Raw genomic sequence first — 24951 nt, 5'->3', positions numbered from 1 at the left:
AGACCTGCTGACGACGGGGTCACAGATGGGGTCGGTTGCCGGCAGCGGCCGAATCCGGCGTGCGCCCCCGATGGCGGAACCCCGGGAATCCGGCGTGATCAGGTTGACTCAGACCTCATCGATAGTCGGGTACGCAACTGGCGTGTCGTGTTCCGCGCCCGGAAGGAACCGCAGCGTCAGCAGCGCCCCCGCCAACGCGACGCCCGCGCCGATCCAGGCGGCGGTCTGCGTCCCGTCCAGGAACGATGCCCGCGCGACCGCGGCGAAATCGGCCCCGACCGGCCCGCCGACCCGGTCCGCGGCCTCGATCGCGCCGCTGACCGACTCGGTCGCGACCTTTCGCAGCTCGGCCGGGAGCGCCCGGGCGGCCGAGGCCAGGCCGGAGGCGAACCCGGCCGCGTAGACGCTGCCCATGACCGCGACGCCGAGCGTGCCGCCCAGCTCGATCGAGGTCTCGTCGACCGCCGCCGCCGAGCCCGCCTGGTCCGCCGACACCGAGCTCATGATGGACTCGCTGGCGGCGATGCCCGCCGCGACCAGGCCCAGCGTCAGCACCCCGAGACCGGTCAACACCAGCGTCTCGTTGTTCCGCCAGCCGACCGTTGAGAACACGGCCATGCCGAGCGCCGTGACCACCAGGCCGCCGGCGACGACGTCGCGCGTCCCGAACCGGTGGACGAGCGGTTCGGCTGCGACCGCGGCGACGCCGGCGGCGACCGCCATCGGCGTCAGCCGCAGCGCCGAGCCGACCGGGCTGTGGCCCTGGACCGTCTGCATGTAGAGCGTCAGCAGGAACGCGGTACCCATGAGCGCGAAGTAGGCGATCGTCACCGCCATGCTCGCCGCCCAGAACCGCGGATTGTGGAACAACGTCAGATCGAGCATCGGATACCGCGTTCGGCGCTCCCACCACAGGAACACGGCGAACCCGACCACGCCGCCGCCGAACGTCCCCAGCGTCCCCGCGCTGATCCAACCCGCGTGCGGAGCCTGGATCACCGAGTAGACCAGGGCCGTCGTCGACGCCGCGCCCAGCACCATGCCCAGCGGGTCCAGCGGACGCCGGCCGGCCGCGCGCGATTCCGGGACCACCAGCCCGACGGCCAGCAGCGCCAGGGCGACGAGCGGCACGTTCATCCAGAACAACGCCGGCCAGCCCCAGGCCTCCACGAGGACCCCGCCGGCAATCGGCCCGAGCATGACGCCCGCGCTGACCACGCCGGTCCAGACCGCCATCGCCTTGACCATCTCCTCGGGCGGGAAGACGTTCCGGACGATCGACAGCGTGGACGGCATGATCATCGCCCCGGCCGCACCCGACACCGCGCGCACCATGATGAGCTGCCACGGCGCGTGGCACAGCGCGCCGAGCGCCGAAGCGGCGGCGAACAGGAGCAATCCGGCCACCAGCACCCGCCGGCGGCCGAAGCGATCGGCGAGCGAGCCCGCGGTGATCATGAGCGCGGCCAGGGCGAGGACGTACGCCTCGGTGATCCACTGGAGCTGGCTGGTCGTCGCCCGCATCGCCACGCCGATGCTCGGCAGGCCGATGTTGAGCGCCAACGTGCCGATGTTGACCGTGCAGAGCGCGACGCTCAAAGCCATGAGAATGTGCCAGCGCCGCGGGTGCATGCGACCATTGTCGATCAAAGACGGGGACTGTGCGGGCGACGACTCGCCACGTCCTGGAGTCGTCGCCACGACCTGGCAGCCGGCGTCACTGCACCGGACGACGCCAGCCCGCGTCCAGGAAGGCCACGATCGCGGGGGTCTGCGCACCGACGAAATCCACGTTGTGGTCGCCGCGCTCCATCCGTAGCTCCACATCGTCGGCGCAGTGACAGGCGCGCAACCGGCTGGCGAAGTCGGCGGCCTGGCCGGCGACCAACGGCTCGGACTCGTTCTTCGCCTCGATCAGCAGGAACCGGCGGCCCGAGGCGGCCCGGACCATGGCGTCCGGCGTGTTGGCGGCGATCGCCGCGCGGCGTTTGGCGAACATGCCGGACGTGTCGTCGACATGGAAGTAGCCCGACACCGAGACCACCTGACCGAACAGATCGGGATGCCGCAGGGCGAGATTCGCCGCCCCGTAACCCCCTATCGAGAAGCCCCCGATCGCGCGCATCCCCGCCGGCAGCGGGACCGGCCCCTCGACCGCCGGGAGGATCTTCCGGATCAGCGACGACTCGACGAGCGTCCGCCCGTCAACGGAGTCGGCCCACTCGGTGTCGGAGTGCGCCGTGCTGTTGCCATCCGGAATCGCGACGATGAACGGGGCCGCACCGCGCTCGAATGCGGTATCCAGCATGGGAGCCATCCAGCGCATCAACGCTGCGGGATGTCCTGGATAGCCGTGCAACATGTACAGAACCGGTAACGCCGAACTCGCGGTCACGCCGGGACGATAAACATAGACATCACGCGACCGGGGGCCGGCATCGGCCGCCGCTGAGACGTGGAGCACTTCCACAATGCCCTTATCCACTGCGGTGCGGGCTCGTGGTACTGGAGCAGGCACGGGAAGAACATCGCCCGAAGCCACGCCGCCCATGGTCAGCGACACGGCGGTGATGGTTCCGAACGCGGCCAGAAGTACGCTGCGGCGCATACCGAGATGCGTACCAGGATGCATACCAAGATGCGTACGAAGATGCATGGCAGGGTGCCCCTTTCAGCAGGTTCGGGGCCCCTGCCCCATGTGCTCAGCAGAAAGCTACCCCGCCATATTTGGAGAACATAACTGTGATTCACTCGGTCAGCCTCAGGCCGGCGGTCGTGCCGGCAGGCGGATGCCAGGCGGATGCCGTGCTCAGCGCTGCAAAAGGACCAGCGTGAGGGAGTACGGCGGCAGTGTCTTGGGGACCGTCCCGTGCGTCACGGTGATGCCGTGCGTGGCCGCGCTGCAGGTCAGGATGGTCGCTTCGGACCGCGCGTGGAATCCGGCGACCCGCAGGTCCACCGGGGCCGCGTGGCCGGGATCGTTGTTCGCCAGCAGCACGCCGAGTTCGGAGTCGGGCAGCAGGGCGGCGTGCGCCACGACGGTTCCGCCCGCGGTGGCGGTCACGAGCTTGGCGCCGGGGCGGGCCAGCGCGCCGAGAAGCTGCATGCCGTAGTAGGGGTCGAATTTGGTGTCCGCCCCGGGGCCCTGGGACTTGCCGTCGTCGCTGACGTTGCCGGATGCGAGAAGCCCGAGGTCGCCGTAGCCGTTCTCGGCGCTCCCGCCCCACTTGTTGTACAGGGCCCACCAGTCGACTTCGCTGGCGCCGTTCTCCAGCATGGCCAGGACGGACTCGGGCAGGTAGAGCGCGTTGGTGGGGCTGATCTGCTGCGGTGCCTGCCGGTAGAAGGAGTTGGTCTCCCCGATGTCGATCTTCAGCTTGGGGTTGTAGGACGCGACCAGGGAGCTCAGGGCCGACATGCCCTTGGGGATCGCGGTCTGCGGTGAGGCCAGCAGCGCGTCGTCGGTCTGGGCGCCGGTGTAGTAGTGGACGTCGACGAAGTCCGCCGCCGATCCGGCCACCTGGAGCACCGTTTTGTCCCAGTCCGGCATCGGCGTCCCGGGGATCGGGGCGGCCAGTTCCAGCCCCACCCGGATGCCGGGATCGGCGGCCTTCATCGCCTTGATGAAGGCGAGCGAGTTCGTCGCGTAGGCCTGCGCCGACTTGTCCGCGTGGCCGTCGGGCTCGGTGTTCAGACCGGCACCGAGCGCGCCGTTGAAGTACGTCTCCTCGCCGATGGCCCATTCCTGGACGCCGTAGTGGCGGATCTTGTTGGCGTAGCGCACCCAGTCGGCGGCCTCCTGCGGCGTACCGGTCCCGTAGTCGACGTGGACCAGCATCTTGCTGCCGGTCGCCCGCGCGGTCGCGGCGAACTGGTCGAAGCTGAACTGCGGCTTGAGGTCCTCATAGTCCAGGCCCTGGGCATCGTGCACGGCAGCCTGGGGATCGGGGCTGAGCTCGCCGGTGCGCCAGTGGTACAGGTCGCTGACCCCGCCGCCGTCGAAGGCCAGGGTCTGGATTCCGGCGTCGCGGATCAGCCGGTCGGTCGGCCGGTCGAGCAGGTCGGGGTTCCAGATCGCGGTGTTGACCCCGACTGCCCCGTCGGTCAGCCGGGTGATCACGTGGTCCGCGCTCACGGTCACGTGGACGGCCGGCGCCGGGGCGGGGGCCCCGCCGGGCAGGCTCACGGTCCCGACCAGCATGGAGGACAGCGCTGCGGCGTAGCTGCTTTTCAACATGGGCCGAGTGTGCTGCGGGCCACTGGCAGTCGGCTGTCGGCCACCACCGGGCCGGTCTGCCAGCGGTCTGCCAGTGCCTTGCCAGCGGGTCCGCGCAGAGTCTGATCATGACGAACCGGCACTGGCCGCAGCACCAGCATTACCGCTACTACCTGCTCAGCCAGGGCCGTGCCAACACCTACAGAGGGGACGGCGCACTCAGCGCTTCTGAACCGGTGCGGGCCGCGCTGGACCGGTTCGACTACGACCCGTTCACCGCGGTGCCCACGACCGACCTCCTCGACCAGCGTCCGGTCGAGGTCCGGGAAGACGTCCTGTGTTACACGAGCCCCGCGTTGACGGAGCCGGTCCGCATCGCCGGCGCCGTCGAACTGGTCGTCTTCGTGACCTCTTCCATTCCGGACGGCGGGATCACCGGAAAACTGGTCGATGTCGGCCCCGATGACAGCGCCCGCTTCATCACCGACGGGATCGCCCGGGTCCGGCGCGCCCGCGAGCTTTACGAGCTGCACATCGACCTCGGTGCGGCGACCGCGCTGTTCGCGTCCGGGCACCGGATCCGGCTCGACGTCAGCGGCGGTAGCGTCCCCAAGTACGCCGAGCCGGGCGAACTCCCGGCCGTGAACCGGATCCATCACGGCCCCCGGACGCCCTCCCGGCTACTGCTGCCCGTCGCCGAGCACTGATCGCATCATGCGGCTACTGCTGCCCGTCGCCGAGCGCTGATCGCATCACGGCGATCACCTCCTCGTAGGCCATCGCCGCGCCGCGCTCGTGAGCCCGCTGGTATACCGGGACACCCAACGTCGCGGCCGTACGCTCGCGCGCACTGACGATCTCGGGACCGCGAACAAGCCCTGGCCCCATGAGCGCGACCTCCGCACCGAACAGGACCGCCGCTTCCTCGGCTCGACCGGCCGCCTCCAGCGTCACCGCCGCGCCCAGCACCACCACGGTGAGGATCGGGATGTCCCGCAACGCGCCGAGCGCGTCCAGCGCCAGCCGGTGCTGGACGATGCCGGCGCCCGGATCCCCCGAAGCGGTGAGGGCGCGGCCATAACCGGCCCGAGCCCAGGCGACATCCTGCGGGACGGTGAGCCGGCCTCGCTCCATCGCCTCAAGCCCTTCGGCGTACGCGGGCCAGGCCGCCGCGAAATCGCCCCGGCGGCGCGCGATGTCGGCCTCGGCGAGCTGGATCTGGGCGTTCCACTCCGGTGGCACTCCGGCCGCGGCGATCTCCTTGGCCCGGGCCACGTCCCGGACCGCGCCGTCGACATCCTCGGCGATCAGCCGCTCATGGGCCAGGCGCATCAGGGCGGCGACGATCTCCTCCGGACTGAGCCAGTCCGCGATGAGCTGACCCGCTTCGGCGATCAACGGCGACGCGGCGACGATGCCCTGCGTGATCGCGGCGTGCCGGAACCGCAGCAGCAGCGCTTGACTCAGGCCCCACCGCTCGCCCAGCGCACGGAACCCGGCGACCGCCGCCTGCAGGTCGGGTCCGGCCAGATCCGGCCGGGCCAGCATGATGCGCAGGTTGCCCCGCATCATGCGACCGGCCGCCGCCAGCCACGGATCGGGCGCGTCCACGCAGCGGTCCAGCCAGCGCAAGGCCCGATCCCGGTCGCCGGCCATGGCGGTCAGCATCGCCCCGGACACCTCCAGCATGGGATGCACCGGCCCCTCGGCCCGCGCCAGGGCCAGCAGTTCCTGGAACCGCGCCGCCATCGCGGCCAGCCGCTCCGGCTCGGCGGTGACCGCTGAGAAATCGGTCGGATGAACGAAGGAGGCGAGGTGGGTGGCGAACACCGACGCCGCGTAGGCGCGCGCCGCGCCCGCCGGAACCTGCTCGGCGGCCGAGGCGATCGCCTGCCCGGCCCACTGGTAGGCCTCCAGCCGATGGCCGCGCAGCCACCAGAACCAGACCAGTGCTCCGCACAGTCGCAGCGCGACCTCCGCCTCGCCCTGGTCGATGGCCCATCGCAGGGCTGCGACCAGGTTGTCGTGCTCGGCGCCGAACAGCTCGATCGACTCCAGTTGGGAGTCGGAGAACAACATCGGGACGGCGTGTTCCGCGGTCTGTAGGAAGTAGCGTGCGTGCTCCCGGGCAGCGCTCTGCTCCTGGCCGGCCTCGACCAGGCGCTCCTGCACGAATGCCCGGATCGTCTCCAGCATCCGGTAGCGGTCGGCGCCGTCGACCTCTAGCAGAGACTTGTCGACAAGCGCGGGCAGGACGTCGAGGGCTTCGTCCCCGAACATCGCCTCGGCCGCGTCCAGACTCGCCCCGCCGGAGAACACCGCCAGCCGGCACAGCAGTCGGCGTTCCCGATCCGAGAGCAGTCCCCAGCTCCAGTCCACCACCGCACGTAGCGTCTGGTGCCGGGGCAGCGCGGTGCGGCTGCCGCCGGTCAGCAGGCGGAACCGGTCGTCCAGCCGCTCGGCGATCTTCTGCGGGGTCAGCGCGCGCGAGCGGGCGGCGGCCAGCTCGATCGCCAGCGGCGCCCCGTCGAGCCGGGAACAGATCGCGACCACCGCGGCGACGTTGTCGTCGGCCACCGCGAACCCCGGCCGGACCGAGGCCGCGCGGTCGGCGAACAGCCGCACCGAGGCGTAGCCGAGCGCCTGGGCGGCGTCGGCGCCGGGCGGCGAACTCGCCAGCGGCGGCACCGGGCACAGCACCTCGCCGTCGATCCCCAGCGGCTCCCGGCTGGTGGCCAGGACCCGCAGCCCCGGGCAGCGGACGAGCAGATCCTCGACCAGGCGGGCGGTGGCGTCGATCACGTGCTCGCAGTTGTCGACGACCAGCAGCGTCGGCTCCCCGGACAGCACCTCGGCGACCCGCTCGGCCGCGTCGTCGCCGTCCGCGTCCCGGATCGCGAACACCTTCAAGAACGCGAACGGCACCCCCGAGGCGTCCCCGACCGGCGCCAGCTCGATCTGCCACACCCCGCCCGGCCAGCGCTCCAGCGACCGCAGCGCCGTCTCCTCGGCCAACCGGGTCTTCCCCGCCCCGCCGGCCCCGACCACCGTCACCAGCCGGGAGGCGGCCAGCCGCCGGGTCAGCGCCTCGACCTCACCTTGCCGCCCGACGAAACTCGTCAGCCTGGCCTGGATATTCGTGACCACGGCCGGCCGCGCCCGCGGCGCCTTCTCCTCCAGCGACTCCAGATGCGCCTGAGCCAACGGCGCCGAAGGCCCGACCCCCAACTGCTCGGCGAGCTCCCGCCTGGTGCGCTCGAAAACCGCCAGCGCCTCAGATCGCCGGTCATCCGCCCGCAGCGCCCGCATCAACACCGCGGCCACCCGCTCCCGCAACGGATCGACGGCGAGCTCAGTGGCCAACTCCTCAACCACCCGGCCGGGACGACCCAGCGCGAGGTAGCACTGCGCCCGGTCCAACACGGCATCCAACCGCCGCTCAGCGAGCTGCGCGACGACATGCTCGGCGAACGGCATCCCGGCCACATCGGCCAACGCCGGCCCCCGCCACAACCCCAACGCCTCATCCAGGCTCTTCGCCGCCAGATCCGCCCTGGTACCCAGCAGCGCACCCCCCTCATCAACGAGCCGCAGGAAGCAGGACGCATCCACATCAGCGGGATCGACATCCAACAAGTAGCCGGTGGAACGGGCCACGACCACCGCCGGCCCGACCGCCGTCCGCAGCCGCTTGACCAGCGTCTGCAGCGCGTTCACAGCATTGCCCGGAAGATCACGCCCCCACAACCCGTCGACCAGCCGATCCACACCGATCACCCGCCCCGGCTCCGAAGCCAGGAACCCCAGCACCCCCCGAACCCGCGGCCCACCGAGGTTGACCACCTCGCCACTGTCGGCCACGGCCTGCACCGGCCCGAGAATCATGAAACGCACGCCCTCATGATGCCTGGCCCCGCCCGGAACCGGGACAACCGCCGCTCCGCAATGGCTATGGGTGCGGCGGTTCCGACCTGGCAGCGACCGGCCAACCTTCCGGCTACCGGAGAGTTCTCCACGTGAGCGGCCTTGACCCTTCGGTGACGGTACGGCCGATCGTTGTCTTAGCGGCCGATCCGGCCGCCGGGGACAAGCTATTCGAGGAGACCTCATGCCAAGCATCGTCACGACCGACGACACGTCGTTGTTCTACCGGGACTGGGGCACCGGCCGGCCGGTGGTGTTCGTTCACAGCATGCTGATGAGCAGCCAGATGTGGCAGCACCAGATGCAGTACGTGGTCGAGCACGGCTTTCGTGCGATCGCCTTCGACCGGCGGGGCCACGGCCGATCCGACGACCCCGGTACCGGCTACGACTTCGACACGCTCGCCGACGATCTCGCCGCCGTGCTCGACGGGCTCGAGCTCTCCGATGTCACCCTCGTCGGCCACTCGATGGGAGGCGGCGAGGTCATCCGCTACCTGACACGGCATCAGGCCCGGCGCGTCTCACGGTTCGCCCTCGTGGGCTCCACGGCACCGAAGCTGGACGTCGACCCCGCGAGTGGCGCGGCACTGCTGGAGACGCTGCGGGACGACTACGGCCGATGGGTGATGGACAACGCGGCCGCGTCCTTCGGCGCCGGACTCCCCGGCCGCGAGATCCCACAGCTGGAGAAGGACCGGACGATCCAGGAGTGGATGAGCGTGTCGCTCCAGGCCGCGATCGAATGCACCGCGGCCAACATCGCCGCCGACTTCAGGCCCGAGGCCAGCCGGATCCGGCTCCCGGCCCTGGTGATCCACGGCGACAGCGACGTCTTCGCACCCCTGGAGTCCTGCGGCCGCCGCTCAGCCGACCTGATCCCGGACAGCAAACTCGTGGTCTACCCCAACGGATCCCACATGCTCCAGCTATCGCATCGCCAGCAGCTCAACGCCGACCTGCTCGCATTCGTGGGCGAGAACACCCACTGAGTTGCTCGGGCGGCGGCGGCGAGACTTCGGGCATCCTGTTCGAAACGCTGCGGCTTCGACCGTGCCGCAGCTGATCGAACAACCCGTGTGCGGCGAGGCGCTTCCCGCCCTCGAAGTGATCGTTTCCCGGAAGCTCCTACAACTGGCCGTGGGCTGTGGCCATTTCGTCGAGGACGGCGGCTGTCCCGGTGGGTGTGACGTTCAAGGCCGCCGTCGTGATGGAGGCGTCGAGGACGTTCGGGCGGTCATACAGATACAGCATTTCCGGGACCTCGGCCATGACGGGGTTCGTCCGCCCGATCTCTTCGAGTTCGCTGACCGTCATGCGGCCCAGTTCGGGCGCGCGACTACCGGCAGTGGCCGCCAGACGTGCGGCCAGTTCGCGGACCGACGCCCCGGAGGTGGACGGTACGTGCCAAGCCCGCCCCCACGACTTCTCATGTCGGGCCGCGGCGATGAGTGTGCGTGCGGCATCACCGGTGTAGGTCCAGCTGTGCGGAGCGTCGAGGTCGCCGGGGTAGGAGACGGGCGAGCCGTTCAGCACCTGTGCACCGACCATGAGTGTGAAGGGCGAGATGGCGCCCGCGCCCAAGTAGTCGCCTGCTCGAACCTCGGTCACTCGTACCCGTCCCGCGTCGTGGGCGTCGAGGGCTTCATGCCACATCTGGGCTCGGATGTGGCCCTTGATGCTGGTCGGTCTCATGGGAAGGTCTTCGGTGACCGGTCCGTCGACGGGACCGTAGCCGTAGGTGTTTCCGAGCATGACGTAGTCCGTGCCGGTGCGTTCCACTGCGGTCAGCAGGGCTCGGGCCAGGGGTGGGAACTCGGAGGGCCAGCGGTCGTAGGGCGGCATGGCGCAGTTGAACACGGCCGCGGTTCCCGCCGTCAGCTCGATGAGGCGGGAGCTGTCGGTGGCGTCGGCTCGTACCAGCTCGATCCGTTCGTGCGCCGGACCACTGCCTCGGCGGGTGACGAGACGCACCTGCTCACCGGAATCGGCCAGAAGGCGGGCGGTGGCCGATCCGGTGGCTCCGGCTCCGACAACGACATACAAGGACACGTGGTCGCTCCTCGATCGAGGTGAACTGGCCGCTGCGAGAGCCGCGGCGACGACTCAACCCTTCCTCTCCGGTGGCCCGTAGGCTAGTGGCCCGAATGCCATACATCCGGAGGTTCGGGCCATGCATCAGGTCGCCGTCATCGCAGTCCCCCCAGCCACCACCTTCGACCTCTCGATCCCGGGCATGGTGCTTGGAGAAACGGTCGTCAACGGAGATCCCGGCTACCGGGTGCGGATCTGCACCGCCCGTCCTGGGCCGATCGCGAGCGGTGGCGGCCTGGAGGTCACCGTGGGTCTCGGGCTCGAGGTCGTCGCCGAGGCTGACACTGTCATCGTCACCGGCACCGATGCGCGCGAAGACGTCGATATACGAGTGCTTTCAGCCCTTCGCCGCGCGGCGGCCGCGGGCACGAGGATCGCCTCGATCTGCACGGGAGCCTTTGTTCTCGCCGAAGCCGGCCTGCTCGACGGGCGTGGCGCGACCACCTACTGGGCCAAGTCCGAGGAGTTCGCCCAGCGCTTCCCGTCGGTCGATCTGCGACCCGGTGTGCTCTATGTCGAGGACGGCAACATCCTGACCTCGGCCGGGCTGTCCGCCGGCATCGACCTGTGCCTCCATCTGGTGCGCACCGACTACGGCGCCGCAGTGGCGAACACGGTCGCCCGGCTGGTCGTCGCGGCACCCGTACGACCTGGCGGGCAGGCCCAGTTCATCGAGCGGCCGCTGCCCCCGGAGGCCGGTACCTCCCTGGCCGCGACCCGGGCCTGGGCACTCGACAGACTCCACGAACCGCTCACCCGCGCCGGCCTCGCAGTCCACGCACGAACCAGCATCCGCAGCCTGACCCGCAACTTCCACGCGGAGACCGGTCTGAGTCCGCTCCAGTGGTTACTTCACCAGCGGGTGATCCGGGCCCAGGAGCTTCTGGAGGCCACAGATCTGCCGATGGATCAGGTCGCCCGGCTAAGCGGCCTCGTCACCACCGACTCCCTGCGCCGTCACCTGGTGAGGAAGGTCGGTCTCACGCCCAGCGCGTACCGTGCCTCGTTCACCCGGCGGCCCCGAGTAGTGCGCGGCGACTGGCCGTCCCGCTGACGAGAAGGTGGACGGCCACAAAAGCGATCAGGCCCGGTCCCGAGCGACTTCCGACCTGGCATACCAACGACTTGCCACCGTAAAAGGGCCCTGACCTGGGATTTACCTGGTCAGGGCCTGATGTTTTCATTCTGTTAGGAGTGGGGCGTGTCGGACTCGAACCGACGACCAAGGGATTATGAGTCCCTATACCTTTCCACCTGTACATGCACCCTGACCTGCGGCGAGCGGACCATTGAAGTCGGCTCGTGGGCAAGTTTTGCCGCGTATGTGCCGCGTTCTGTAGACGACATGAGTGCTGCGAAGAGCGGAGCTTCAGAAGTCGGCAACGGCGCGGAGAGGGACGACCATCCCTGCGTGGGCAGCGAGGCTGTAACCCCCCAGTTGAGCCGGTCGGACCGTGTGATCTCCAGCTGTTGGCAACCGGGGTCCGAGGCCCTGGGATTCTCATCGCTCCGCAAGTCGTCCAGCAGATTGCTAGACCGCGTTCTCCTACCGGAGTACGGGTGGCTTGACCTGCTTGGACACGTCACGACGGAGCAGAACCGCTACGGAACTCAGAACGCGTCGCGTCAGGCGGTAGGCCATCGACAGGAACATCCCGTCAGGATCTCGACCCGACGACCACGGGTTGCAACTGACCAGGTCGCAGGCACAATCGTGTTTCCGAGCCCCACACGGTGGCCGAGTTTCGGTTCAGGGTCCTTGTAACGATTGGTCCACGGGAGAAGTCAGACTCTACCCACGGGGCTCGATCATGTGGTTGAGATACCTTGTCTCAACCACATGATCCGGACTGCAGGGTCAAGGAAGTCGGAACGGTGCTGGGCCTGCCGGTCGAGGAGCGCGGCAAGCTGGAGCCGCTGCGCGGGAAGATGAACAAGCTCGCCGACCGCGGCTGGCTGCGCAAACTCGGCGACGGCCGGTTCGCGATCGCGTTCTGAGGCGCTCTGGCAGCACTCCTTACCGGCGCGGGATCACATGCGGGTCGTTAAATAGCCGTTGACCTGCACGTGAACACGGGGGTGCGTCACGTGGTCGGCGGCTGTGGGGACGCGGGACCGTGCCTCGGGCCGCTCGGTGTCGTCCCGCACACGGACGATTATGCGGACGCTTATACGACTACAAACCGGGCGGCCTCGAACGGCGTTCGGTAAGGGATGCCATCCCAACTACGAACCGGCCTCGATTCGATCTCCCTGAGCATCATCTGCACCCCTACAGCATCAACGCATCACCGCGCCAGCCCCCGACCCTACTGGGCTTTGGGCGGCCGGCATCGGCCCGGCTGGCTCCGGCATGACCACCGAATGCTGCCGTTGCCAACATCAGCACCTTGCCACTGCTCACAACGAACGCCGGTCGCCGGGAATAGCTCACTGCGCGCTTGTCAAAGGCGTGCTATTCGATTGATTGTGACGAGCGGCCGGGGAATTAGTTGACGAGCTTCCTAATTGCTGCACTGACATTAAGGCTGGACAACTCCGATTGGTTGGTCAGCACAGCGGTGTTTGCCCTGCGCTGAGCAGACCCGATGACGACGAAACGGGTCTCTGGATGGTAGGCGGCTGCATCGTCCGCTGCCTGCGCAGGTCCATTTCCGACTGCGACGATTACAAGACAATTTTGCTGAAGGATGCCGCTCAGGTAGGCGTCGGCATCCGGCGCCTTCGGCGGTATCGTCGTTCGTTGGATGTTGATGCCACCACCTTTGGCGAAATCCTGCATTCCCGCCCACGCGGTCTGTGCGGCGGGGGATCCGTCGGTGAGCAGGCAGACTCGTTTGTTCGCCGCGACTGTGCTCACCGGTTTGGGCGGCACCGGGGCGTGGCGCGATCCCGAACGTGCGGCCATCACGGCGACAGCGCCGCCGACGACAGCGATGGCCAAAAGTCCCCCCAAGGCGCCTCGGCGGCTCAGGCGTGGCACGGTTCACCGATGCTTCGATCGATTGTCACGGGTTCCATGCCTACCGCAACGGCATGGCCTTCGCAACTGATCTACCAGGCGCTCTAGGTGTTAGAACGCGGCGAGCGTCTTCGAACATAGTAACGATATCGTAACGATGTTCGATCTCTGACATTCTGCGGCGTGACTGACTCTGAAGCGCTCAATTACGATCAGCCCGCGAACGGGGCGCTCGACAGTTGCACGTGTTGTTTGGCACATGGAAAACGAGGGCTCCGATGCGTGTACTTGGCGTGCGTTCGATCGTCCGGCGTTCAGTGGCTCGCTTCGGCGTCGTTGGGCTGACGGTGACTGTGGGCTTGTCCCCGACGTTGACGCAGGCGGCGCAGGTGCCGGGCTACGTGTGGGGCTTCTCGCAGAGTGATCATGGCGGCTCGCCGGCCACACCAAAACAGCCGTCTGGGACGGCCGCCGGCAAGGCGCACTACGTGCCGGCTAGCGCTACTCGGGCTACCAGCGGGGCGAAGGGCCATCCGGCTGGTAAATCGCCATATGAGCTGCCGGCCGACAAGCCGCATGCGAAGACCTCGAAGCCCCACACCTCAGACGCCCCGAAGGCTGCAACGCCGGTAGCGACGCGGGCAGTGACATCGGCCGCGGCGGGGAAGAGCAGCTTTGACGCGACGGCGAGTGTGCGGCAGGACCGCATGGGTAATGCTCAGACGGCCGTCTTCAAGAACCCCGACGGTACGTACACCGCTCGCCTTTACCCCGTACGCACCCAATATCAGCTGCCTGATGCATCGTGGGCGCCGATCGACCTGACGCTCGTCGTCGGGGGCGGACGGGCGTCTGCACCGGCGTGCTGACTCCATGGATACAAGCTTCGCGGCTACTGCCGACGGGCCCGAACTGATGGCCCTCAACACCGATGCAAAACATGGCGTGTCGTTCTCACTTGCGAGCGCGCAGTCTGTCGCCGGTCAAACGACTGGTGACGCAGAGACCTACCACGGTGTCGCGGCCGGGGCAGACCTGACGTTGAAGACTGACGTATCCGGAGTGAAGGAGAGCCTGGTCCTCCAGAACTCGTCAGCTCCGACGACGTGGATCTTTCCCTTCCAGGCCAAGGGGCTGTCCGCGAAGCTGGATACAGGTACTGGTGATGTGGACTTCGTGGACGCGAACGGCGCGACAGCCATACGAGTACCACATGGATCGATGACGGACTCGAAAATCGATCCGGTCTCGAACGATCCGGCGTGGTCGGGCGGCGTCACCTACAGCCTCGTTACCTATCAGGGGTCGCCAGCCCTGCAGGTCAGCCTGGACAAGGCTTGGCTCACTGACCCGCGGCGGGTCTTTCCGGTCACCGTGGATCCAACCTCGATGAACGACACCGCGGACACCTTCGTCGAGACTGTCGATAACACAGGCAACAACGAGGCTTCGCCTATCTTGAAGGTCGGCTCCTACGATGGCGGGTCCCACAAGGCAGCCTCCTTCCTCTCGTTCGCCTACTTCCAGTCGATGTTCAGCAATGATTGGATCAGGGGAACGTGGCTGAACCTCTACGATGCGTTTGACACGACTTGTCGAGCCGAGAATGTCTACGTTTCGCCGGTCACTGGGCCGTGGTCGGCGGGAGCGATTTCCGAGGCAGCCAATGGCTATCCCGGTGCGCCGATCGGGAACGCCTTCGGTGTTGCGGCCTTTGATAAGAGCCCGAAATGCCTAGGAACCAGCGGGACCGCAAACTGGGAGCAGATTGGACTGGACTCGTCCACCTTCGACCATTACGCGCACGGGTCCAGCTTCTATGGCCTGGCGGTCTGGGCGGACACTACAGGTAGTACCACGTCGTGGAAGGAGTTTGCGTCCAACCACAGTGCCAACGTCCCGTACTTGAGCGTTGACTACAGTCCTTACGCAGTGCTCTGGGGGGCGCTGCCAGCTTGGACTACGACGCCGACCGCCTTGCAAGGCGGGGCTATCCAGGTGCCCGTGGAGAACTGGGGCTACGGCACCTGGACTCCGTCCAACGGTTACGTCTTGCACTGGACGCAGACGAACAACGCGAACGGCGATGTCCTGGCATCCGGCAATGCGGCCATGTCATCCAACATCGGACCGCAACAGTCGGGGAGCGTCACACTGACGCTCCCGCCACAACCAGCCGGCATCACCGTGGGTGTTTCCCTCGACATGTGGGCGCCGGGAAGCGTCGCCTTTTCGAGCTACCTCGTTCCCACAGAGGCTTTCACGTATACCGGGGCGGATATCGCTCCACAGATCGACGGGGAAGCGCCGGCGTCGAACGTCACCTTGACCTCGACGCCGACCCTCATCGCGTACGGCCATGATCCGGACAACTACCCATCTGCGCTTCAGTTCGGGTTCTGGGTATGCCCATCTACGGCGACTTGGCCGACGGGCTGTATCTCGTCGGGTTGGCTGCCAGACGGGCAGAATGGTTGGAAGCTTCCGGCCGGAAGCTTGGCCTATGGCAAGCCGTATTATTGGATCACTCAAGACTACGACGGCGCGGCAACCAGCTGGCCGAGCCAGCCCGCATGGTTTACGACGGCCGTGGACCAGCCGGTGGTGACGTCACATCTGGCCCAGAACACCGACAATCACGGTTACGACCCCGAGTCCGGGAACTACACGACCGCCGCTACGGACCTGACTGTGCCCGGTTCAGGGATGCCGTTGCAGGTCGAGCGCACCTATAACAGCCTGGATCCACGGACTTCTGGCGCGTTCGGCGCATCCTGGTCCTCAGTCTTTGACATGCAGGCGGCCGTCGACAGCGACGGTACCGGCAACGTCGTCGTCACCTATCCCACTGGGCAGGCGGTCCGCTTCGGGTACAACCCGGATGGTAGCTTCACCGCGCCGTCAGGCCGGTTCGCGACGCTCACCGCCAACGGTTCGACCGGTTACACCCTGGTCGACAAAGACGGCACCACCTACGTGTTCAGCGGAGCCTCGGGCGCATCGGTCTTCCCAGTCTCGTCGATCACGGACCATTCCGGCCACGGTGAGTCGTTCACCTACACAGGCGGTCGGGTGTCTACGGTGACGAACCTGGTGTCGGGTCGTGCGCTGCACTTCACCTGGGGCACGCCCGCCGGTGCCAGTTCGCCGCATGTAGCTTCTGTGGCGACGGACCCGTTGAGCGGTACGGACCAGACCACCGCCATTACCGCCACCTACGGCTACACCGGCGACGATTTGACCTCGTTCTGTTTGCCGAAGCTCCAGACAGGGTGTACTGGCTACACCTATGAGAGCGGGTCCCACGACCGTTCGGTAACGCTAGACGCTGACCCGGACTCTTACTGGAGGCTCGACGATCCAGTGGGGTCCTCGCTGGCCTCCAGTCAGGTCATAGCCAACGAAGGATCCGACAACGCGACCTCGGTGAGCGCGACGTTCGGGGCCGCCGGCCCCACTGGGACTGCTACTGCGGCGGGGTTCGACGGCTCGACATCCTTCGTGCAGCTGCCCAACGGCCAGGTGGAGGGGACCACGTTCCTGACTTTGCAGGTGTGGTTCAAGACCTCTACGACTGGCGTGGCGCAAATGCTCTACGCAACCGGCCACGACCCAGCAAACACCCCCAGCCCCGGCGGCGGCGCGATGCCCGTCCTGTACGTCGGGACCAACGGCAGGCTGTACGGGCACTTCTGGAACAACACGGTTACCAGCATGGCCTCGACCGGGACAGTCACCGACGGGGCATGGCACCAGGCGGTGCTCACCGCGTCCGGCACTAGCCAGGTCCTGTATCTCGACGGCGTCCAGGCCGGCACCGAGAGCGGCCAGTTGGCCAACATCGACCCCTACGACATAGTCGGCGCGGGTGTGTTCAACAGCAACGGCTGGCCCGCTGCGCCTGGTGGCAACGTATGGTCCCACTTCAACGGGCAGATCAGTGACGTCGCGTTCTACCAACGTGCGCTGTCGGGGACGCAGATCGCGCAGCTGTATTCTGCGGTGAAGGTGCCGTCCTCGTTGCTGACCCAGGTCAAGCTCCCGTCCGGAAACATCGAGGCGGCTCCCGCGTACGACACCGAGATTGACCGACTGACTCAGGTCACCGACGCCAACGGCTCGGTGTGGGGCGTCGGCCGGGCGACGGTGAGCGGGACGTCCAGCGTGTACCGTTCGGCGGTCCTGGGCTCGAGTCCTTTCGGCTACTGGCGCCTGGGCGACGCCGGCGGTACGACCGCCGCCGACCAAACCTCCGGTGGCGTGGGCCAGCCTTCCGTCTACAGCAACGTGACCCTCGGCGTGCAGGGACCGTTTGGGCCGAACGACAACACCGCGGCGCAGTTCAACGGTACGAACTCGAACCTGCTGCTGCAAACGGCTGTCGCAGCTCCAACAACGCCCGCTGCTGTCGAGATGTGGTTCTCGACGACCAAACCCGGCGTACTGCTGTCAACGTCCGCTGACGCGATCACCGCCACCACCACAACTAACTCATACACCCCGACTCTGTACGTGGGCACCGACGGGAAGCTGTACGGCCAGTTCCACGAGTCCGATAACTCCATCGCACCCATAGTTACTTCGTCCCCGGTCACCGACGGCAAGTGGCACCACGTCGTGATTTCCACAGATGGGCTCATGCAGGAGCTCTACCTGGACGGTGCGCAGGTCGGGACGATGACTGGCTCGGGCTGGATCGGTGATGCCGGCACCAGGTACATGTATGTCGGTGCGGGTTTCATTGGCGGGAAGTGGCCTGCCCAGGCACACCAGAGCACGACCGACGCCACTGGCTACCCGAGTTTCTTCAGCGGCTCGGTCGCAGAGGTCGCCTACTATGAGCACCAGCTCACGCCCGCCGACGTCACAGCGCATTTCAAAGCGTTTGGTAGCTCCGTGTCGCACACAGCGCCGACTATGCGCGTGGAGATCACAGACCCGACGGGCAAGCCACTCACATACACATACGATCCATTCAGCGGGGGTCGTTTGCTGACTGCGTCTGATGCACTCGGCGCGACTACTACTTACGGGTATGACGCAGCTGGTTTTCTGAACACCGTGACCGACCCTAACGGCGATATCGTCACTACCGGTCACGATATCCGTGGCAACACTGTGTCGAAGACTACCTGCCAAAGCCTGGCACATGGAAATTGTGGCACGGCCTACTACACGTACTACCCGGACGACACGTCTACCTCGCTGACGCCCGATCCGCGTAACGACCAGATGACAACATTCCGGGACGCCAACTCTAGCGACCCATCGGATCCCACGTACCTGACCCGTTACACCTACGACGCCGCTGGGGACCTGACCTCTACGACCACACCGGCGGTCTCTGGGTTCCCACTAGGCAAAACTCAGACCACCGTTTTTACCGACGGTTCGGCGGCTTTCCCGGCAGCGGACTCGGGTAATGAGCCGGCTGGGCTGATTGATCATACAGCTACCCCGAACGGGGCTGTGACCAAATACCGGTACTTCCATAACGGTGACGTGGCCTCCGTGACTGATGCGGCGGGTTTGGTTACCAAGTATGCGTATGATGCTATTGGAAGGGTCCTCGCTAAGACGCAGATCAGTGACACCTACCCGGCAGGTTTGGTCACCAGTTACACCTACGACGCTGCCAGTCGCGTCCTGACCGAGACCGATCCCGCTACGGGCGACAGGGTCAGCGGGGTGACCCATACCGCGCTTACCACAACCGTCTATGGGCCGGACGGCCAGGCGACATCGGTGACTGTCAGCGACGCTACCGGTGGGGACAAATCCCGGCAGACGATTAACGTCTACGACAGCTCAGATCGGCTCCACACAACAACGGACCCCACCGGTGCAGTCAGCACCTATGGATACGATGCTTATGGCAACCGGAGCCAGGTTATCGACGCCGCCGGCAACGAGACTGATCAGTTATTCGACCCGGATGACCGCCTGCTTACCACCACGTTGCACAACTACACGGGCGATCCAGTCCACCCCAGCGCGGCAACGAATCTCGTACGTGAGTCGCGGGCGTACGACCCTGCTGGGCGGTTGGCGTCCGTCACCGACGCCATGGGCCGGACTACCCAGTACACGTATTTCGACAACGGTCTGTTGCAGAAGACATTTCACCCGGACCCGGCTTCGACCACCGGGGGCGGGACGGTTGCCGAAGAGCGAATCTACGACAACGTAGGAAACACAACTGCGGACTGCAACTTCGACTGTCAGACTCCGGCCTCTGGGAATTTTTATTCCGGCAACAGCTACACCCAGAACGTCTACGACGCATCCAACCTGCTCACTAGTTCGGCAACTAAGTCCGGAATAGACAGTGACGGCTACGACATCCTGCGCGATGCCTCCTACTCCTACGACCCGGACGACCACCAGACCGCAGTGACCACCTCCAGCACCGACAACGCGACGGTCGACACCACCGACTACACCTATGACCCGCTTGGACGTGTCACGAGTAAGACTGTCCAGGACTCCAACAACGCCCAGTCATGGAGCGCATCGCTGGGCGGCAAGTGGAACCTCGACGACAATTCCACCGCGACTGTTCCGGACGGGTCTGTCGAGAATCACCCGGGCACGCTTACCGGCAACGTGGTGTGGTCGTCCGGCATGACCGGCAACAGCACTAGCTCCGCGCAATTTGACGGCACGCCCGGCGAGTCCATCACCACCAACGGACCGGCGGTCGACACCAGCAAACCGTTCACCGTTTCCGCCTGGGTCTATCTGAATGACACTGCCAGCGACCACCCTGCCCTGACCCAGGACGGTACGAACGGCGGAGTTGGCTTCTGGCTTGGCTATGACCACGTCTTGAATGCTTGGTGCTTCACCACGGACAATGGCGACACCGCTATCCCGTTAAGTTCGTCCTCCGCATCCTCGCCAGCCGGCTCGGTCCAGACAGGCGTGTGGACGCACCTTGTGGCAGCGTACGACGGTACCCGCGTGAATCTCTACGTCGACGGCAATTGGCAGTCCCGCGCGGATAATTGGCCTACCGGCTTCGACACCACCGGTCCTGTCCAGATCGGCGGAGCCCCGAATGGTCAGTCCTTCAGCGGCAACATTGAGAAGGTCAGTATTTACAACCGCTCGCTGTCCTGGAATGAGATTGTCGCGCTCTATGACGGCGCTGTCTCGGCTGGTCCGGGGCTCAACGGACTGGCTGGCAGTTGGCCGCTGACTTCCGAGTACACCTATACGGCTAAGGACACCTCAGCATCCGGCGACCAGCACGGCTACGACGCGAGCCCCGGGTATTTCGAAGACATCCTCTGGTCGCCCGAGCACGGGGGTTCCGCAGTGTTCGATGGCGCCAACATGGCGCTCGAGGCTAACAACACCCTGAATACCGGATCCGGACAGAGCTTCACCGTCACCGCCTGGGCCAAACTCACATCCACCGCAGGCACTGCGGACATTGTTTCCCAGAGCGGCACGCAGACCTCGGGATTTGACCTCCAGTACGACAGCACTGACAAGGCCTGGTCCTTCTCCCGCGCCACTCAAGACGTCGCGAATCCTACGGTCGTCCGTGCTCATGCGAGCTCGCCTCCTGCGCTGGGCGTATGGACACACTTGGCCGGTGTCTATGACGCGACGACAAACACACTGACCCTCTATGTGAACGGCAGTCTCGCCGGGACGGCGACCGACACCACGCCGATTGCGTCCACCGGAAGCCTCGTGATCGGACGTGGACAGAACAACGCAGCACCGGCCTATTGGTTCACTGGAAAGATATCCGGCGTCCAGGCGTACTACCGCGCACTTTCGGCCACCGAGATCGGGACCATCTACTCGGGTGGTTCTCTCCTGAAGCCGACGAACGTACTGACCACCACCTGGACGTTGGATCAGCGTGGCCTCGTGGTCGCCACTACCGACCCCCGCGGTAACGCGCCGGAGGCCACGAAGGCCGGCTACACCACCACCTACACCAACGACGAGGCCGGGCGCCGGGTCACCACCACGCTTCCGACGGTGAACGTCGAGACCGCTGGCGGTGCACCGGTAGCCACTCACCCCATGTCCCAAACCGGCTATGACAGCTTTGGCGACGCCGTGGAGGCCCAGGACCCGAACGGCAACATCACCGCCACCGCCTTCGACGGCGACGGCAGGACCACTGGAACAACCTCACCGCCCTATACCGCACCCGGGACCACCACTGCGGTAACGAGCACAACCACGACCGATTACACCAGCATCGGTCAGGTCAAGGACGTGAAGGACCCTCTGGGCAACATCACCAGCTTCACGTACGACCAGCTCGGCGACGCCGCAACCCGGACCGACCCGCCGATCGATGGGAACACCACCGGCGGCGTCTCGCACAACGTGTACTACCCCGACGGCCAGGTGCAAAGCAGTACCGATCCGACCGAGGCCCAGAGCCAGGCCACGTACGACTACATGGGCCGAGTGGCGACCAGTACCCAGATCGTGCGCCAGCCGACCGCACAGGCCGACACCACGACCTACGGCTACGACAGTCTGGGCGACGTCACCAGCGTCAAATCACCGTCAGGGGTCACCACCGGTGCCACGTACGACGCCATTGGAGAGCGGCTGACATCGGTAGACGGTGCGGGCAACACCACCTACTACAACTACAACGAGACGGGTCTCCTGAACCAGATGGAGTTCCCCGACGGTACCTGGCAGGAAGTCGACTATGACCTCGCCAGCCGTCCCGTGACCGAGACCGACTATGACGCCAACAACGCAAAGATCCGATCCACCAGTATCGGCTATGACTTGGCAGGCAACAAGATCTGGACGAAGGACGCGCTGAACAACCAGACGACCTTCGCCTACGACGCCGCCGACAGACTCATCTCTCAGACCGAGCCGGTCACCGCGAATCACTCCATTACCACTATCTACGGCTATGACGCGGCCGGGAACAGCACACGCTACACCGACGGCAACGGCCAACCATGGACCACGACATACAACACTTGGAATACACCGGAGTCCACGATCGAGCCGTCCACACCGGCTTTCCCGAACCTCGTCGACCGGACCACCACCCGGACATACGACAAGTCTGGCCGTCCGGCGACCATCACCGAACCCGGTGGAGTGGTCATCGGCCGATCCTTCGATGCCCTAGGTGACGTCACAAAGGAGACCGGGACGGGGGCTCAGGCGGCCACCGCCGATCACACCTACGGCTACGACACGGCAGGTCGAATGACCTCCGTGGCAGCGCCCGGCGGCACTGATGCCTTTACATTCGACGACCGCGGCAATCTGATGAGCGCTTCCGGGCCATCCGGATCATCGAGCTTTGCCTACAACGCAGACGGCGCCATGACCAGCCGCACGGACGCCGCTGGTGCAGCGACCTACGGCTACGACACCGCAGGACGCCTGGCCTCCGTCGTCGACCCGTTGACCGGCAGTACCCTGACATACGGCTACAACGCCATGAGCCAGGTTTCGTCGATCGGCTATGGAACCGGTGGCGACGTCCGCACCTTCGGCTATGACAGCCTGCAAGAGCTGACCAGTGACACGCTCAAGACCTCGGCAGGCGCCACTGTTGCTTCGATCGGCTACGGCTACAACCTCGACGGCGACCTCACGACCAAAAACTCCACCGGCTTCGCCGGCGCCGCGACGAACACCTACACCTACGACTACGCCCAGCGGCTGACCTCGTGGAACAATGGCGCCGCCACTGTCGCCTACGGTTACGACGACAACTCCAACCGTACTGCCGTGGGCGCCACGACCCTGACATATGACGCCCGTAACCAACTCACATCGGACGGCACCAACACCTACAGCTACACGGCCCGGGGAACGCTGGCAGCCAAGACCCCGACAACCGGCACAGCAGAGGCCTACACTTTTGACGCCTTCGACCGGATGGCCACCGACGGCGGCCAGACGTACACGTACGATGGCTTGGACCGCCTGATGAGTGCGGGGACCGCAACCGGCTTCGCCTACAGTGGGACGTCCAACGATCTCGCCGCGGACTCTGCGGCTACCTACAGCCGTGATCCGTCCGGAAATCTGATCGGAGTCAGCCAGTCCGGTGTTAAGACCCTGGCCTATAACGACCGCCACGGCGATCTGGTGGGTTTGTTCCAGGGCTCCGGCACCGCCCTGACGGCTTCCACTGCCTACGACCCGCTGGGCGCAGTCACCGCCAGCAATAGCCAGCCAAGCCTGGGATTCCAGAGCGGATGGACTGACAAAACGACCGGCAAGGTCAACATGGCCTCGCGATGGTACGACCCTGCCACCGGCCAATTCGCAAGCCAGGACACCATCACGACCAGCCCGAACCCCATGTCGGCGAACGCCAACACCTACGGCTACGGGAATGGCGACCCACTCGACCACTTCGACCCCAGCGGCCACACCGCGAGCTTGACCGGCGGAGACGCAGGCGGTGATGAAACTGTTGGAGGGGGCGGAGCAGGCGTAGGCGGCGGAGCAGGCGGAGGCGGTGGAGGCGTCGCAACGATCGACACTTCGACATCGGACATGCCTGCGGACCAGGCCGGTGCCGAACCTCTCTCGCAAGAGGAATGGGCACAACTCGACGCCATCGAGAAGGGCATCGTCGAAGACGGTAAGGCCCTTAACCAAAATGAAGAGCAAGTCTACTCCGAAGGCAAGGCGGAATTTCAAGGGGTAGCGCGGGGTGAATTCGAACAGGACTTCTACTCTCTCGTTGAGAGCGGAGAGGCTATAGACAACGACCCAGTACAGCTGCTTGCCCAAATCAGGGTGGCTATGGGCTTGCCGGCGTTCCCTGATGGCGGTGCCGAGTACTCCGACGTTCCTGCATGCCATGGCACCGCATGCGGCAAGCCAGCGTCCGATTCGACCAGAAATACGTCGTGCAACACGAGTTGTGGCGGCGGCGGTGCGTTCGGCGCAGTCTTTACCTTTACCCCAGCGCAACCCCCACCCCCGCCCACGCCCACGCAGTATGCCGACAAGCCTGCGGCGCACCCGAAGGCGCCCAAGCTAGGTCAAGGCTCCGGCATCGACTACTCACCAACAATCATTGCGCAGGTCCTCACGGCGCTGGTGGTCCAGGTGACCCCGGAGGCCGACGCCTATAGTCCCCAAGACGCCGCCGCCACCTCGAACCCGGCCAGCGATTTGGCCACCGGCGGCACGGGTGATGAAGAAAGCGACGACCAATGCGGTAACGCTGCCGGAGGGTGGGTTACTTATGCCCCAACAGGGTTCGGTGGACGAGCTCAGGGTGGTGTTGCGTGCCTCACTAGCCGGTATATTGCTGCTGCCCCTGGAAGCCCTACGACGGAAGCGTCCGCGTACGGCACTCCTGGATATGGGGCGGCGAGAGCCTTTTCGCTGGCAATAGGTGCGTCAAACAATCCAGGGCAGGCAATTAATGCTTGCCATCTAATCGGAGCCCAGCTCGGAGGAAGTGGTACTGACGCGCGGAACCTGGCGACATGTTCACGGGCCGCGAATGCCTGGCCTATTGGTGTTCAGGGCTTCAGTAATCGCATGGACACATTCGAAGGTAAGGCTCGGTCCGCCATCAATGCAGGGCAAACGGTTATCTATTCAGACGTGCCAAGGTATTGGACTGATCGGTCGACCATTCCATATGCATTTGATCTTTCGGCGACATGCGCGGCGAACTGTGGCGCCGGAGCGGCCGATTTCTCTGTTAGTGTTCCAAATATCATCGCCGGTGGTAACGGGCAGTGGTACAACTTGGGGATGAATTGATG

The 24951-nt window shown here is 65.8% G+C and carries 11 protein-coding genes and 1 tRNA gene; 5 read left to right on the top strand and 7 right to left on the bottom strand.

Going from position 1 to position 24951, the window contains the following annotated elements; translation table 11 throughout:
* Positions 1-108 precede the first annotated feature (108 nt).
* From IZR01_RS02725 to IZR01_RS02715, 3 genes are all read right to left on the bottom strand, one after another.
* Positions 109-1632, bottom strand: a complete 1524-nt coding sequence (locus tag IZR01_RS02725) for an MFS transporter (protein ID WP_228558844.1) — start codon at positions 1630-1632, stop codon at positions 109-111.
* An 85-nt stretch (positions 1633-1717) separates the two neighbouring features.
* Complete coding sequence (locus IZR01_RS02720) at positions 1718-2368, bottom strand: alpha/beta hydrolase (RefSeq protein ID WP_438939685.1); 651 nt, start codon at positions 2366-2368, stop codon at positions 1718-1720.
* A 441-nt stretch (positions 2369-2809) separates the two neighbouring features.
* Positions 2810-4237, bottom strand: coding sequence for a hypothetical protein (locus tag IZR01_RS02715; RefSeq protein WP_194922746.1), 1428 nt, complete (start codon positions 4235-4237; stop codon positions 2810-2812).
* Between the two features lie 107 nt (positions 4238-4344).
* On the opposite strand from IZR01_RS02715, the gene IZR01_RS02710 reads away from it, so the two are divergent.
* A complete protein-coding gene (locus tag IZR01_RS02710) occupies positions 4345-4923 on the top strand; it encodes a CocE/NonD family hydrolase (RefSeq protein ID WP_194922745.1) in 579 nt (192 codons plus the stop codon).
* Positions 4924-4936: 13 nt separating this feature from the next.
* Here IZR01_RS02710 and IZR01_RS02705 read toward each other — a convergent pair whose 3' ends face one another.
* Positions 4937-8101 carry an AfsR/SARP family transcriptional regulator gene (locus tag IZR01_RS02705; protein ID WP_228558850.1) on the bottom strand — a complete coding sequence of 1055 codons (3165 nt, stop codon included), beginning with the start codon at positions 8099-8101 and terminating at the stop codon, positions 4937-4939.
* A 223-nt stretch (positions 8102-8324) separates the two neighbouring features.
* Between IZR01_RS02705 and IZR01_RS02700 the strand changes: the two genes are divergently transcribed.
* Complete coding sequence (locus tag IZR01_RS02700; RefSeq protein WP_194922743.1) at positions 8325-9131, top strand: alpha/beta fold hydrolase; 807 nt, start codon at positions 8325-8327, stop codon at positions 9129-9131.
* 136 nt (positions 9132-9267) lie between these two features.
* Here IZR01_RS02700 and IZR01_RS02695 read toward each other — a convergent pair whose 3' ends face one another.
* Complete coding sequence (locus IZR01_RS02695; RefSeq protein WP_194922742.1) at positions 9268-10191, bottom strand: NAD-dependent epimerase/dehydratase family protein; 924 nt, start codon at positions 10189-10191, stop codon at positions 9268-9270.
* A gap of 121 nt (positions 10192-10312) precedes the next feature.
* Between IZR01_RS02695 and IZR01_RS02690 the strand changes: the two genes are divergently transcribed.
* The gene (locus IZR01_RS02690) at positions 10313-11287 is read left to right on the top strand and encodes a GlxA family transcriptional regulator (protein WP_194894494.1); all 975 of its coding nucleotides are present in this window, start codon (positions 10313-10315) and stop codon (positions 11285-11287) included.
* 141 nt (positions 11288-11428) lie between these two features.
* On the opposite strand, the gene IZR01_RS02685 is transcribed toward IZR01_RS02690, so the two are convergent.
* A tRNA-Ile gene (locus tag IZR01_RS02685) sits at positions 11429-11501 on the bottom strand.
* Between the two features lie 607 nt (positions 11502-12108).
* Here IZR01_RS02685 and IZR01_RS52080 point away from each other — a divergent pair.
* On the top strand, positions 12109-12231 hold the full coding sequence (locus IZR01_RS52080) for a hypothetical protein (protein ID WP_267254748.1): 123 nt from the start codon (positions 12109-12111) through the stop codon (positions 12229-12231).
* A gap of 490 nt (positions 12232-12721) precedes the next feature.
* Here IZR01_RS52080 and IZR01_RS02680 read toward each other — a convergent pair whose 3' ends face one another.
* Entirely contained in the window at positions 12722-13177 is a 456-nt protein-coding gene (locus tag IZR01_RS02680) for a type 1 periplasmic-binding domain-containing protein (protein ID WP_194894493.1), read from the bottom strand.
* Between the two features lie 891 nt (positions 13178-14068).
* Here IZR01_RS02680 and IZR01_RS02675 point away from each other — a divergent pair.
* Positions 14069-24949: a LamG-like jellyroll fold domain-containing protein gene (locus IZR01_RS02675; protein ID WP_194922741.1), complete on the top strand. Its 10881-nt coding sequence runs from the start codon at positions 14069-14071 to the stop codon at positions 24947-24949.
* The last annotated feature ends 2 nt before the right edge of the window (positions 24950-24951 follow it).

The organism is Catenulispora pinisilvae, from assembly GCF_015356865.1.
GTDB lineage: Bacteria > Actinomycetota > Actinomycetes > Streptomycetales > Catenulisporaceae > Catenulispora > Catenulispora pinisilvae.
Note: the sequence above shows the minus strand (reverse complement) of the source record. Positions and strands in the feature narration are given on the sequence as shown.

Coding starts and splice junctions, on each gene's coding strand:
- IZR01_RS02715 (WP_194922746.1), bottom strand. CDS start 4,237: ATGTTGAAAAGCAGCTACGCCGCAGCGCTGTCCTCCATGCTGGTCGGG.
- IZR01_RS02710 (WP_194922745.1), top strand. CDS start 4,345: ATGACGAACCGGCACTGGCCGCAGCACCAGCATTACCGCTACTACCTG.
- IZR01_RS02675 (WP_194922741.1), top strand. CDS start 14,069: ATGGATACAAGCTTCGCGGCTACTGCCGACGGGCCCGAACTGATGGCC.
- IZR01_RS02705 (WP_228558850.1), bottom strand. CDS start 8,101: ATGATTCTCGGGCCGGTGCAGGCCGTGGCCGACAGTGGCGAGGTGGTC.
- IZR01_RS02700 (WP_194922743.1), top strand. CDS start 8,325: ATGCCAAGCATCGTCACGACCGACGACACGTCGTTGTTCTACCGGGAC.
- IZR01_RS02690 (WP_194894494.1), top strand. CDS start 10,313: ATGCATCAGGTCGCCGTCATCGCAGTCCCCCCAGCCACCACCTTCGAC.
- IZR01_RS02725 (WP_228558844.1), bottom strand. CDS start 1,632: ATGCACCCGCGGCGCTGGCACATTCTCATGGCTTTGAGCGTCGCGCTC.